This is a genomic window from Bacillus salipaludis, from assembly GCF_030938565.1.
Lineage (GTDB): Bacteria > Bacillota > Bacilli > Bacillales > Cytobacillaceae > Neobacillus > Neobacillus salipaludis_A.
Map to the genome: position 1 here is coordinate 1,291,921 of NZ_JAVGVR010000001.1, position 14,098 is coordinate 1,306,018.

Here is a 14,098-nt window from a genome sequence, read left to right on the forward strand (position 1 = left end):
TTTTTTGGTAAGGAATTGGGCGGAGTGAAAAAATGTAATTCGGAAAATGTAAAAAAGTTTCCCTACTATTCAACGGACTTGTCTCATAGGTTTATAGAAGTGAGATCTATTGAAGGGGAAATGAAAAAATGGCTATTTACTACAAGGGAATCTTCTTTCTAGCGGCATCCGCTTTTCTAGGTGAAGGCATTGAATTTTTTGTTAATATGATTTTGGCCCGGGAACTTGGAAGTCACGGGTTAGGGCTTTATATGTCGATTTTGCCGACTATTTTTTTAATTGTGTTGCTCTCAAGTTTCGAATTGCAGGTGTCCATTTCCAAATTTATTGCTGAAAAAGAGGACAGGTACCATCGCAATATCCTTTACCACGCTCTCACCATTACCATCATTTTTACAAGTATTTTGCTACTCTTAGCCACTAGCATTATGCAGTTTATCCCAATCTTTAATGGGTATCATCCCTATGTAAGATGGCTGGTTCTCATACTAATCCCGGTTATTTCATTTACCTCTGTGGCAAGGGGATATTTTATGGGGATGCATCATATGGGAAAAATTGCTGTCGCCAACTTTCTGCGAAAGGTTTTCCAGCTTGCAGCCCTATTTGTTTTATTTCGACTGTTTCAATATAAAACAGAAAGTGCCTTGTTGATTGCCATTACGGCCTTGATTGGCAGTGAGGTGGTCGTCTTCCTTTATTTATTCTATATGTTTATCGTTCAGTTCCAACACGTAAAACGGGTACCTTTTTCCAATTTAAATCGGAAATTAGTCCGGAAAAACTTAATGGCGGTGTCGATTCCAACAACGGGGATGCGATTGTTTTCTGCCGTAACGGGAGCTATCCAGCCTTTTCTGATTAAGGCGGCACTAGTTCGGTCCGGTTTGTCCGCCACAGTCGCTACAGAGCATTTTGGGATGCTGATGGGGGTGGCAATGTCGATTGGTTTTTTCCCTGCTTTTATTGCCCATTCCTTAATGATTGTCCTAATTCCAGGGGTATCGAAAACCCATGCTGCTGGAGATTATTCGAGCCTGCAAAAAATGCTCCAGCAGGTTATGTTCATGACCTTTATTTATGGAGTTGCGGCGGTAGGAGTCTTTTACTTTTTTGCACCACAACTGACTTCTTTGTTCTTTAAATCATCGACGCCTGCTGTATTTCTACAATTGCTCTGGCCGTATTTTTTATTCCACTTTTTTATCATGCCATTTCAGGCCTTTCTGATTGGACTTGATATGATTAAAGATACCTTTTTCCATATCATTTGGTCTGTTATTGTATCATTTACCATTATCGTCTGGCTCGGCTCCTATCCGGAATGGAGAATGGAAGGGGTCATCATCGGGATGAATACAGGTGCTGTCCTCCTCGCGCTTATGCATTATCTAACCATCTGCAAAAAAATTGGAATATCCGTTTTTTTAAAGGGAGCAGTTCAGCGATAATTGCTTATTTTGACCCGTTCCTTGGGTCTATTTTTATTGGAATCAAATAAATATGATACCAAGGAGGTCGGTCTCAGATGAATAGAAAAAAGACAATGAATGTCCCTGCCCATTTAAAACCCTATATTTCGCAGCAACATTACAAAAGCTATACCCCGATAGATCATGCGGTATGGCGTTTCGTCATGAAGCAAAATCATTTTTTCTTGAAAAAAATCGCACACCCTGCCTATGTAAATGGGCTGGCGCAATCGGGAATCAAAACTGAATCGATTCCAAAGGTAGAGGAAATGGATGCGAGCCTTGCCTGCGTTGGGTGGGGTGCTGTTTCGATTGACGGGTTAATCCCAGGCTCTGCCTTCTACAGTTTTTTAGCGAATGGGATATTACCGATTGCAACCGAGGTTCGGAAACTGCAGAATATCGCCTATACTCCTGCTCCGGATATGCTGCATGAAGCGGCAGGACACGCCCCGATTCTGTTAGATCAGACCTATCGTGAATATGTAAAAAAGATCGGCATGATGGGATCCTTTGCCCTTTCAAGTAAGGAAAAGCTAGACGTTTTTCGAGCTGTTCGACAGTTAACCATTGTCGCAGAGGACCCAGTGTCAACCCCGGAACAGGTTAAACTAGCAGAGGTTATGGTTGCTGAGGCGAGGAAAAAGGTAAAAAGCTTGGCGGAGGCCGACTATATCTCGCGCTTGTTTTGGTGGACGGTAGAATATGGCTTAGTTGGCGAATTGAATAATCCTAAAATATATGGTGCAGGTTTACTATCTTCTGTTGGAGAAAGTCAAAGCTGTTTAGCGGATGACGTAAGGAAAATCCCTTTCTCTGTTGAAGAATGTATCAAAACCTCTTATGACGTTACAAAGCCGCAGCCGCAATTATTTGTCTGCAGAAATTTTGAAGGGTTAGTAGAGGAAATTGAAAAGTTTGCTGCCACAATGGCATTTCGAAAGGGTGGAACAGAAAGTCTTGAAAAAGCGCTTCAATCTGATTATACTGCAACGATAGTATATTCATCCGGTCTACAGGTGACCGGGACTTTATCGACCATCATTAAGGATAGAAATGGGGAAGCGGTGTATATCCGAACAAAAGGACCGACTGCCTTATCTATAAATAATCAGCAATTACCAAGTCATGGCAAGGAAACCCATTATAAAGGATTTGGTGCTCCGATTGGAGTGTTAGAAGGAAACCGATTGCTTGAAAATTGCACGAGTCAGCAATTAGAAGAACTCGAAATCGTAGAAAGGGGGAAAGCTTGTTTAAACTTTGAAAGCGGGGTAAAAGTAGAGGGGACAGTTAAAGAAATCTTGTGGTCTAGTGGTCACCCGATCGTAATATCTTTCAAGGATTGTATGGTTACCTATCAGGAACAAGTCCTATTTGACAAAGGATGGGGCATTTTTGATATGCCGGTCGGGGGAAAAATTACATCGGTATATGCCGGTGCTGCCGACCCAAATGCCTATTTTGATTTGCAGAATGAAAAAGAGGTAGAGGGATTGGTTGAAATGAGAAGCCTAACAGAATTAGAGCATTTATACGCGGAAGTCCGCAAGATTCGAGAGCAGGATCAATGGAATCAAGAGAGCCTTTTACAAATAAATGAAATCTTAACACTAATAGATCATCAATATCCAAATGATTGGCTTCTCCGGTTAGAAATACTGGAATTATTAAAAAAATACAATACAGCCGAAACCACTGTTACGCATGTTGTAGAATCCTTAAAAAATACCGACTGGGAAAAATCCATCAGCCAAATGATTGAACGAGGGTTAATGCTGATCAATGAATCATAAGCAAAAGGAGCTTGGGTAATCCAAGCTCCTTTAATCGTTAGTCTTTACTTTGAAGAATCCCAAAAATCCTCAGAATGCTGATGAATAGGTTAATGAAATCCAAGTATAAGCTTAATGCCATCAATGGAACATCTTCCGCACTTACCCCGTAATGCTTCATCCTGCTAAAATCAAAGAGTACATAACCGCTGAAGACCATGACCCCGATAAAGGAGTAAGCTAGCATTCCTGTTGTGCTAAGCGGCCAGAAGATGTTAAAGATTGAAATCGCCACAAGAGCAAGCAGGGCAGCTAACAGAAATCCGCCTAAAAAGGAGAAATTCCGTTTTGATTTTGATGCATAAATCGCAATCCCCGTGAACACTACCGTTGTGGTAGCAAAGGCCATGATAACGGTATTTGCCCCGGTTGTTGCCATATAGTGAGCGACAATTGGGTATAGGGTAATCCCGGAAATAAATGTAAAAATGTAAAGGAACGAATAGGAAATCGCTTTTTTTCTTCTAAAGAAGAAAGCGGCGAAAAGCATGACCAATTCAAGGATTGACAAAGGTAAAAATAAACTAGTTGGTACAAATACACCTGCCATTGTGCCAATAAAGGCGAAAGCAAGCGAAAGTGCAAACGTCCTTAAAACAGATGGCATAAATTCAGTAGATGTTTGTGTGTACAAATTTCTTCACCTCAAAATAGTTTCTTATTAATTAATACGAGGAAGTGGTCAAGATGTTTCATTTTTTCTTAAAAAATCTTTATCTTCTTTTAAAATGTCACGGATTTCCGCTAAAAGTTCTTCGGAGCGGTCCACTTTTACCACTTCCTTTACAGGTTCCTCTTTCTTTTTAAAGCGATTAATGAATTTGACAAAAAGGAAGATGCAAAAAGCGATAATAAAGAAGTCGAGCACGGATTGAAGAAATAAGCCGTATTTAAGAGTACCAACTTTAAGTTTTGTAAAATCGAACCCAACCCCGCCAATCAGCAAGCTGATTAAGGGCATAATAACATCATTAACGAGGGAAGTAACAATTTTTCCAAAGGCCCCGCCAATAATTACACCGACTGCTAGGTCAATGACGTTCCCTTTCATTGCAAATTGTTTAAATTCATTCCACATATAAAAACCTCCATAATCTATTCGTTCTCATTTTACAATTTTCATTGGTACCTTATCAACCAACAAAAGAAGAGCAGTCCCTCTATGAACTGCTCTTTATTTATGAAATTAGCTTCATTTTAATTGCCTTTACAGCGGCATCTGTTCGATTCTTTGCCGCAAGCTTTTGAATAATTACGGAAACATAATCACGAACCGTATAGCTGCTGAGATGGAGCTCTTGTGCTGCTTCATTAATGGAAGCACCCTCAGCAATCAGCTTTAAGACTTCTTTTTCACGTGTTGTTAACACGCTATTGCTGCTGCCATACTGCTGCAGGGTTTCATCCCATATTGAATGGAGTAATTCGCCCGCATATTGTCCAAACTTTATTAACGTGGTTAAGGTTGGGGTTGAAACCTCAAATTGTGAATCCTCTCCCTGGTCTAAAATGGCAATTCCAAGTAAATTTCCTTCTGTTGCTGTAAGGATGGGCAATACCACAAAGGATTTTAAACGAAACTCGCGGACATATCTCTTTGGCAGAACTTCCAGCGCATTCGAAAAATAAAGAGGCTGTGAATAATTTAATGAATTTAGATATTTTTTTATTAATGGCAGCTTAAAAATAGTCTCCCTAATTTGCTGAAGGGAGGAATTATTTACATTATAACCGCAAACCCCAATCCCTTTATCTTCATAGTGATTATACAAAAAAAGGGCGCAGCGCTTAAAGGGCATAAAATCAGTTAATCCTTTTGTAATCGCCTGAACAGCACGATCGACACTCCTCGACTTAAGCAAACTCTGTAAAAACAGCAGGGAAGCGTCCTTCCATTCAAGCTTGCTTTCAAGATGGTGAAGCTTTAATTGACGGAGATACATCCCTTTAATAAACTCCGTTTGCTGGTGGGTCACCGGAAAATCTTTTTCTTGAAGACAAAGGAGTAGGGTTTCATTAAAACAGCTAATTTGCAGGATGGTAGCCTCTGGTGAATTTGAATCGATTAATCTAGAAAGGGCATTCGACAGGTGATTGATTTCCTTCGATTTTAGATTTAAGCAAATTTCAAGCAAGTGAGCCTCGACAGAAAATTTGGAGGAACAAACGACCCTGGAAATCTGAAAATCTTGGGCTTCTTTTCTAGCAAGGGCAATCCACTTAATCGGAATGACCTTTGTGGCTAAAATCATTTTTAACCATTTCTCTGTCCGGTCCTGCAGGTCATGGGTTAATAAAGCATGATCAAGTATTCTTGAAAAAAATGCTTGGATTGCCTGATGTTCATGCTCAGTTGCCATTGGATTTTTTACTAACAGTTTATGAAACATATTTTCTATGGAAGAAAGCAGAAAGATAGATTCATATTCATCATGGATGGAAGAAAAACGATTCTGCCATTCATCAAGGAGTGAGAGAATTAAGGTGTCAACAGTTGAAGTTTCTTGTTTGGATACTTGCTGAATGGCAAGTTGAATCATGGAGTCAAATTCTGATGCAAGTGTGGTATGCTGGAATTTCGCTGACGAAACAAGCTTTTTCCATTCTTTTAAAAATGGTTCTTTATATTCAAATAGGATGTTAAGACCTTTAAGTAGCAACTGCTCCACTTTTTGTTCCATTATTTTACACCCCCGCACGGTCTCTCTTATTATACAGTTCGTTTTTGGGGTTTCCAATATGTCCGTAGTACTAACCTTCACCCGACATTTGACGGGGGTGTCAGATAATCACGATATTTTCCGTGATTGTAGTTGCAGGGTTTTCGAAGTAATGTTAAGGAAATGGTATAATTTCTAAAAATTAAAAAAATAGGGAGGCGTGTGAATGGAAAGTTCGATTCAGCTTGTAGAAGGGGCAACGAGTAAAAAAGTTTTCTGGTCAGCGTTAGCTTCTGGGGTTTTAATTTTGGGGCTGCTGCTAGTTTCTTTTGGTTTATCTGGGGTGGCCTATGCCGTACCCATTGCGGGAGTTGGAGACTTTTATGTTGAGTTTGATAAACTTGTAGGAAATGGCTATACGTTTTATCCAAAATTGGGAGAAACGAGCAGTGAAGATTCTGCCCCCCAAGGAACCAATATTATGGATAATCTTGTTATTGATAATCTTCAGTTATACAAGGATTTCAAGGTTGGCGGGCAATGGATCCGCGTGAAAATAACGGCATCAAAACCAGTTCAAATTACCGGGCTGCAGCATGATGCAAGTCTGATTCAAGCGGACGCGAAATTCACTAATCTTGCTCTTAAAGAACATCATAGTGATGATTGGCAAAAACAATTTAAACAAACCTCTTCAACTATTACTCTTGAACATGCAAAATTAAAAACCCATTACCTATTTCAAAAAACAATTAATATGAACGGAATGAGATTAACAGTGGAAAGAATCAAAAAGTAGGAAAGGATGAACAGGGTGGGATTTAAACAGTGGCGGAAGAAAAGACCCTTATGGGGTGCCATCATTACCATTATTAGCGGCTTATTAATCTTATGGATCCCGTTAAATCTTTATTTAAGCACCTTCCTGCCTGGATCAATTGCGACGATTGGTCTGCTGTTCGGCGGGGCGATTACATTGATAGGAATCTGTGCTTTATTTTTTCCAAATGCCTCCAAGGTTCTGGGAATCTTTACAATCTTTTTATCAATTTTATCTGTGATAGGTGCCTTGGGCGGTTTTCTCTTCGGGACACTTCTTGGCATTATCGGCGGGGCCTTACTAATGGCTTGGAGGCTCGGTCCTGCAAAGGTGAAGGTTACACCGCCAAGCAATACGGAAAAAGCGGCACAAACACTCTAAAGGAGAATCAAAATATGTGGTGGAAAAGCAGGCTTTTCTTGTGCAGTGTATGTCTCCATATCATGTTTTTAACCATATTCTCCATTAGTGGAAAAGTTAAAGCTGAAACGAATGAGGCGGATGGTTTTATCATTAAAGCCGACCGGGTGATTGGAACAGGCATGACCGCTTCCATTGTAAAACAAGAAACCTCCACGAATGATGGAAAAATAATGCTTAGGTTCCACTATGATTCAGCCACCATTTATGGGATGAGTTTAGTAAAACAAGTGAATAGTCCCAAAGGTCCCGTCAGCATCACGTTAAAGGCCGATGGTCCGGTAACGGTGAAAGGAATGACGGTTGATACGACAGCGATTTCTTTTCAAGGTGTATGTATTAAAGCATCGGAAATGGTTCCGAAATTAGCGATGGAAAATGTGGTAATGGTCGCACACTATATGAATAATGAGGATAGCAGTATAAAGCAGCTTGTTCTGAATACGATTTCGGGGCAGGTAGGTGGCCCTCAGCCAGGTAAATTAGGAATCCTTCAAGGATTGGGGAAGCTTTCTGAACAGAAGTTGGATCAGGAAATTGAAAGGATTTCAAAGGGACATTTGCCGCTCACATGTGAGGAAGGAGCGGCTGAGCAGGGGAAGAACGGTAAAATAACGGATCCGGTAAACGATGTTGTCGGTGTGGGGACGAAACCGCTGGAGCCGGTGACGAAGCCGTTGGACCCAGTGACGGATGTGGTGGATTCGGTGACGAAGCCATTGGAGCCGGTGACAAAACCGTTGGAGCCAGTAGTTAAACCAGTGGAACGTGTTGTGAAGACAGTTGAACCAGTGGTTACGGATACAAAGAAGAAGGTAGAAGGGACTGTCCAATCAGTATGTGAACGGCTTAATGATGCTAAAGGGGTTATATCGAAAGAACTTGCTTTGAATTTAATCGATGAAGCACACAAAAAGCAGGTAGCTTTAGGGGCTGTTTGTTCTGATAATGCTACCGAGACGGAATGGCTTGAAAAATGGAATGATGGGCTGCTAAAATCGCTGGGGTTGCTGGATTTGTTGGGAAGAATAAAGCTTGATGACCTTGTGGAACAGCTGGAAAAGATGCGTGATAATGTGTCAAAGGTGAAAGACGGGGTGATTCTGTTTAGGCCGTAGAAAAGTACAGGAGCGGTAACTTAGAGAGGCTTTAGATGCCCATGCAAGGAAAAAAGAGCAGTAGCGGAAATCGAGAGAGGTTCTAGATGTCCGTGCGAGCAAAAAAAGGGTTGTTGCGGTAACCGAGAGAGGCTCTAGATGCCCATGCGAGCAGAAAAAGGCTGTTGAGGTAACCGAGAGAGGTTCTAGATGCCCGGGTAAGTAAAAAAAGAGCAGTATCGGTAACCGAAAGAGGCACTAGATGCCCGAGCAAGCAAAAAAAGAACAGTATCGGTAACCAAGAGAGGTTCTAGATGCCCGAGCAAGCAAAAAAAGAGCAGTAGCGGTAACCGAGAGAGGTTCTAGATGCCCGGGCGAGCAAAAAAAGGCTGTTGCGGTAATCGAGAGAGGCTCTAGATGCCCAATCAAGCAAAAAAAGAGCAGTATCGGTAATCGAGAGAGGTTCTAGGTGCCCAATCAAGCAAAAAAAGAGCAGTAGCGGTAACCGAGAGAGACTCTAAAGAAAAAATGTCCTTCAACACTAAAAATCGAAGGACATTTTTTCATCATTCAAATATTCAATTAGAACGCCCAGTTTCCGCCGCGGAATACTGGCTCTGATTTGCCATCAGCAGTAATGCCGTCAATATCCATTTCAGCCGAACCGATCATGAAATCAACGTGGGTAATACTTTGGTTCAGACCATTTTCCTTTAATTCATCAGCAGACATCTTCTTGCCGCCCTCAATACAGAATGCATACGCACTGCCAATTGCTAAATGATTCGAGGCATTCTCATCAAACAGGGTATTAAAGAACAAAATATTGGACTGTGAAATCGGTGAGTTAAATGGAACAAGGGCTACTTCGCCAAGATAATGCGAGCCTTCATCTGTCTCAACCAAACGCTTCAGAATTTCTTCGCCTTCTTCTGCTTTTACGCCAACAATTTTTCCATTTTCAAACGTAATCGAAAAGCGATCAATAATATTGCCGCCGTAGCTAAGCGGTTTCGTGCTTGCAACTGTACCATTCACACCTGTTTTAAGCGGAACCGTAAAAACTTCCTCCGTCGGCATGTTTGCCATAAACTCATGACCGTTTTCATTAATACTTCCCGCCCCAACCCAAAGATGGTTTTTCGGAAGCTCAATCGTTAAATCGGTACTAGGAGCTTTATAATGTAGTTTCAAATATTTCTTTTCATTTAAATAATGAACCTTTTCATGTAAATTTTCGTCATGCTTTTTCCAGGCATCCACAGGATTTTCAACATCTGCGCGAGTTGCTTTAAAAATTGCTTCCCATAGTTTTTCAACTTGCTGTTCGCTTCGAACATCTGGGAATACTTTTGCAGCCCATGCAGGAGATGCCGCGGCAACAACGGTCCAGCTTACTTTATCGGATTGAATCGCCTGGCGGTATTTGGCTAATGCGGTACCGGCCGCTTTTTGGAAATTGGAGATTCGTTCAGGATTGACTCCTTTTAAAAGGTCTGGGCTAGAAGAAATAACAGACATAAAAGCTGCGCCTTTTTCGGCAAGTTCTTCTGTCTCTTTTGCACGCCAGGCAGGATATTCTTGAAAGGCTTCATCAGGTGCTAAATCATATTTTGTACGAGAAACGAAGTCATCAGCCCAATTGACCACAACATTGAATGCCCCAACTTCATAGGCTTTCTTTACCACAAGACGAACAAATTCAGCCGCATCTAAGGAAGCATTCACCACTAATGTTTGGCCCTTTTGAACATTAACTCCCACTTTAACCGCAAGCTCAGCATATTTTTCAAGGTTCTTCTGAAATTCACTCATATTATGTATTCTCCTTTACCAAAATCTTCATATATATTGTAGCTTGTTTAATTGGAAAAAGAAACTAGCAGCCATTTTGACCAAAAGGCATAAAAAAACAGTAAAGATTTTACATCTCTACTGCAGTTTAGAACCGTATACTTTTATATTAAAATAAACCCCTGCGGAAAATAGAACTAGAAAAGTAATAATGCCTGAAATTGATGTTGGAGACAAAAATTGTGATCCATCCATACATTCCACCGCCTTTAATAATAGAAAACCTTTACAAGTTAATTATAATAGTAAAAGAGGGGAATGTGAACATTTTAGTACAATTTATAGAAAGTTTTTTGAACGTTTTTGTTTTATTTGTTTTTCAAAAAAATAAAACATGAGCCAATAGAAACCAGCGCTTATTAAAGCCACAATCGATAGGAAGAAGAATGTCCAGTGATACCCAATCCACACCGTCATCGGGATAAAGATTGGGGCAATGGTGCGGCTAATTGTAAACCGTAAACTGGCAGCAGCGAAATATTGTCCCCTCATATGTTCGGGTGCAAGCTTGGAAACAAAGCTTTGCTGAAGTCCGGCGGCCATTAATTCACCAAATGTGAAAATCGCCATTGCAAAAATGAATCCCCAGATCCACTCTGTTCCGCTAAAGAGCAAAATCGCAATGGCATACATAATAGAAGAAAGAATAAATACATTACGTTCTTTGTATTTGCTCATCCAATTCGTAACGTAAACGGTCAATAATGCGACAAGGAGCCCGTTTTCCGCTAATACAATCCCAAATGCCTGCTCCCCTTTAATAGAAAAGGACCAGCTGCCGAACGAAATCAGGCTTTGATTTTTGATAACATCTTTCATATAAATGGGAATTAATAAATCCAACTGCATAAAGGTTTGCCCAGCCAGTACGCCTGCAAGAATAAACAATAGAAACGTTTTATCTTTTATAATCAGTGAATAGTCGCGAAGCTGGTTTTGTAAAAAGTAATACCATTTCCCATCCACATCAATAGAAGTTGTTTTCTTTAATGGTGCAGTTTCCCGGGTCCATTTTGCCAGGATTAACCCTAGCATAATACAGACAATACCAGCAACAAGTAAAATCTGAAAGCGGTAATTTACATAAAAAATTGCTCCTAAGATCGGTCCAATAACGACGGCGATATTAATCGAAGTATAAAAAATCGCAAAGACATTCCCTCTATCTTTCTCTTCGACGACATCTGCTACCATCGCCTGGCTTGCGGGCCAATAGAAAGCACCAAAAACTCCGGCAATCGCAAAGGAAATAAAGCCAATCCATGGCGAGTCAAGCCACGGTGAGCTGGAAGCTCCAAATATGATAAAAGAAAGACCTTGACCAATTGCAGAAAGAACCATCATTCGTTTTCGGCCAAAGCGGTCGGCACAATAGCCTCCCATCAGATTGGCCAGAACCGAGAAAACTTGCGAAAATACCAATAAAATCCCGGCTTTATTTTTACCAAATTCATCTGCAAAGTAAATTGTCAAAAACGGAAAGAACATCCAAAAGGTAATATTCATCATTGCTTCTGCAAATAAACGGACCTTTAAATTTCGGTCCCAATCTCTAATTCTCATAAAAAATCTCCATTTCTTTCATGTAAGCCATTACATCATACTATCCTATTGGAATTAGTTTCAATACCTTTATGTATTGGAATCTTCGGAATACCTGAATCCATTTGAAACGTATGCTATAGTTAACTTACCTGAAATTCGAAAGGATGTTTAAAAAATGGCAAAAAGTGTTGTTATTGCTGAAAAACCTTCTGTCGCACGTGATATTGCTCGCGTGCTGAATTGTAATAAAAAAGGAAACGGATACCTTGAAGGAGATAAATACATTGTTACGTGGGCACTCGGACATTTAGTCACACTTGCTGACCCCGAAAGCTACGATGTGAAATATAAAACTTGGAATTTAGAAGATCTGCCGATGCTGCCGGATCGTTTGAAGTTGACTGTCATTAAGCAAACAGGCAAACAGTTTAATGCGGTTAAAAGCCAACTAACTAGAAATGATGTCAAAGAAATCATCGTGGCTACAGATGCGGGGAGAGAAGGAGAATTAGTCGCACGCTGGATTATTGATAAAGTAAAAGTCAATAAGCCGATTAAGCGGCTATGGATCTCTTCTGTTACCGATAAAGCGATTAAAGACGGCTTCGCCAATTTGAAGCCTGGCAAGTCGTATGACAATTTATATGCTTCAGCGGTCGCGCGCTCAGAAGCGGATTGGTATATCGGCCTTAATGCAACCCGGGCTTTAACCACCAGATTCAATGCCCAACTAAACTGCGGCCGCGTTCAAACACCTACTGTTGCGATGATTGCAGCACGTGAGGACGAAATCAAAACCTTTAAAGCGCAAACCTATTACGGTATCGAAGCCCAAACAGCAGATCATTTAAAGCTGACGTGGCAAGATGTGAAGGGGAACAGCCGCAGCTTTGATAAAGAGAAAATTGATGCGATTGTGGGAAAACTAGGTAAACAAAATGCGATTGTAAAAGAAATTGAGAAGAAACCAAAGAAGTCATTTTCACCGGGTCTTTATGATTTAACGGAATTACAGCGTGACGCGAATAAAATCTTTGGTTACTCTGCTAAGGAAACGTTAAACATTATGCAAAAACTGTACGAGCAACATAAAGTCTTAACGTATCCCCGAACAGACTCGCGTTACCTTTCTTCGGATATTGTAGGAACGCTTCCAGAACGTTTGCGAGCATGTGGAATAGGGGAATATCGTCCTTTAACCAATAAAATCTTAAGCAAGCCAATCAAAGCCTCGAAGGCATTTGTTGATGACAGCAAAGTATCCGATCACCATGCCATTATTCCAACAGAAGGCTATGTAAACTTCTCTGCCTTCACGGATAAAGAGCGGAAAATTTATGACTTAGTGGTGAAACGATTCTTGGCCGTTTTATTCCCGGCATTCGAATATGAGCAATTAACACTTCGTGCGAAAATCGGGGATGAGAACTTCGTTGCAAGGGGAAAAACGATTTTAGCGACTGGCTGGAAAGAAGTATACGAAAATCGCTTTGAAGATGAGGATGCAGCAGATGACCTAAAGGAACAGATATTACCTCGCATCGAAAAAGGCGACACATTAAACGTAAAACTAATCGCCCAAACATCTGGTCAAACCAATCCGCCTGCACGTTTTAATGAAGCAACATTACTTTCGGCTATGGAAAACCCTACGAAGTATATGGAAACAAAAAATAAACAACTGGCAGAAACATTAAAATCGACAGGTGGATTAGGTACGGTTGCTACGCGTGCAGACATTATTGATAAATTATTTAATTCATTCTTAATCGAAAAACGTGGCAAAGACATTCATATTACGTCTAAAGGCCGTCAATTGTTGGATCTAGTGCCTGAAGAGCTAAAGTCTCCTACCTTGACTGCGGAGTGGGAACAAAAGCTTGATCAAATTGCCCATGGCAAGCTGAAAAAAGATGTGTTTATCGGCGAAATGAAAAACTACACAAAAGAGATTGTGGCTGAAATTAAAGCAAGTAATAAAAAATACAAGCATGACAATATCTCTACAAAAAATTGTCCGGACTGTGGAAAACCAATGCTGGAAGTTAACGGGAAAAAAGGCAAAATGCTCGTATGTCAAGACCGTGAATGTGGACATCGTAAAAATGTCTCGCGCGTCACCAATGCACGCTGCCCGCAATGCCATAAAAAATTAGAGCTACGCGGCGAAGGCGAGGGACAAATTTTCGCATGTAAATGTGGATACCGTGAAAAATTATCTGCTTTCGAAGCACGCCGCAAAAAGGAATCTGGCGGTAAAGTAGATAAACGCACAGTACAAAAGTATCTAAAAAATCAAAACAAAGAGGACGAACCGTTGAATAATGCATTGGCAGAAGCATTAAAAGGGTTGAAGTTTGATTAAGTATCATACTAAAGGGGGCTATTCATAAAG

At 40.7% G+C, this 14,098-nt stretch carries 11 protein-coding genes; 6 read left to right on the top strand and 5 right to left on the bottom strand.

Features of this window, described 5'->3' with window-relative positions; translation table 11 throughout:
• The first annotated feature begins 128 nt into the window (after positions 1–128).
• Together RCG21_RS06325 and RCG21_RS06330 are read left to right on the top strand one after the other, a co-directional pair.
• The gene (locus RCG21_RS06325; protein ID WP_133336235.1) at positions 129–1,451 is read left to right on the top strand and encodes an oligosaccharide flippase family protein; all 1,323 of its coding nucleotides are present in this window, start codon (positions 129–131) and stop codon (positions 1,449–1,451) included.
• Positions 1,452–1,528: 77 nt separating this feature from the next.
• On the top strand, positions 1,529–3,268 hold the full coding sequence (locus RCG21_RS06330; RefSeq protein ID WP_235824841.1) for an aromatic amino acid hydroxylase: 1,740 nt from the start codon (positions 1,529–1,531) through the stop codon (positions 3,266–3,268).
• A 37-nt stretch (positions 3,269–3,305) separates the two neighbouring features.
• Here the strand turns inward: RCG21_RS06330 and RCG21_RS06335 are convergent, their stop codons facing one another.
• The 3 genes from RCG21_RS06335 to RCG21_RS06345 form a co-directional block, all read right to left on the bottom strand.
• Positions 3,306–3,914 (bottom strand): Bax inhibitor-1/YccA family protein, encoded by a 609-nt coding sequence (locus RCG21_RS06335; RefSeq protein WP_133336762.1) that lies wholly within the window; start codon positions 3,912–3,914, stop codon positions 3,306–3,308.
• A gap of 75 nt (positions 3,915–3,989) precedes the next feature.
• Complete coding sequence (gene mscL / locus RCG21_RS06340; protein ID WP_133336233.1) at positions 3,990–4,385, bottom strand: large-conductance mechanosensitive channel protein MscL; 396 nt, start codon at positions 4,383–4,385, stop codon at positions 3,990–3,992.
• Between the two features lie 100 nt (positions 4,386–4,485).
• Entirely contained in the window at positions 4,486–5,988 is a 1,503-nt protein-coding gene (locus RCG21_RS06345; protein ID WP_133336231.1) for a response regulator transcription factor, read from the bottom strand.
• A gap of 205 nt (positions 5,989–6,193) precedes the next feature.
• Between RCG21_RS06345 and RCG21_RS06350 the strand changes: the two genes are divergently transcribed.
• From RCG21_RS06350 to RCG21_RS06360, 3 genes are read left to right on the top strand one after another with little or no spacing between them, the layout of a single operon-like run.
• Positions 6,194–6,766, top strand: a complete 573-nt coding sequence (locus tag RCG21_RS06350) for a DUF6230 family protein (RefSeq protein WP_133336229.1) — start codon at positions 6,194–6,196, stop codon at positions 6,764–6,766.
• A gap of 15 nt (positions 6,767–6,781) precedes the next feature.
• A complete protein-coding gene (locus RCG21_RS06355) occupies positions 6,782–7,168 on the top strand; it encodes a DUF6114 domain-containing protein (protein ID WP_235824840.1) in 387 nt (128 codons plus the stop codon).
• 14 nt (positions 7,169–7,182) lie between these two features.
• Positions 7,183–8,325, top strand: a complete 1,143-nt coding sequence (locus RCG21_RS06360; protein WP_308912992.1) for a hypothetical protein — start codon at positions 7,183–7,185, stop codon at positions 8,323–8,325.
• Positions 8,326–8,886: 561 nt separating this feature from the next.
• Here RCG21_RS06360 and RCG21_RS06365 read toward each other — a convergent pair.
• A complete protein-coding gene (locus RCG21_RS06365; protein ID WP_308912993.1) occupies positions 8,887–10,119 on the bottom strand; it encodes an aminopeptidase in 1,233 nt (410 codons plus the stop codon).
• A gap of 318 nt (positions 10,120–10,437) precedes the next feature.
• Positions 10,438–11,721 (bottom strand): MDR family MFS transporter, encoded by a 1,284-nt coding sequence (locus RCG21_RS06370; RefSeq protein ID WP_308912994.1) that lies wholly within the window; start codon positions 11,719–11,721, stop codon positions 10,438–10,440.
• A gap of 157 nt (positions 11,722–11,878) precedes the next feature.
• Here RCG21_RS06370 and RCG21_RS06375 point away from each other — a divergent pair, with 157 nt between their 5' ends.
• The gene (locus RCG21_RS06375; protein ID WP_133336219.1) at positions 11,879–14,068 is read left to right on the top strand and encodes a DNA topoisomerase III; all 2,190 of its coding nucleotides are present in this window, start codon (positions 11,879–11,881) and stop codon (positions 14,066–14,068) included.
• Positions 14,069–14,098 lie beyond the last annotated feature (30 nt).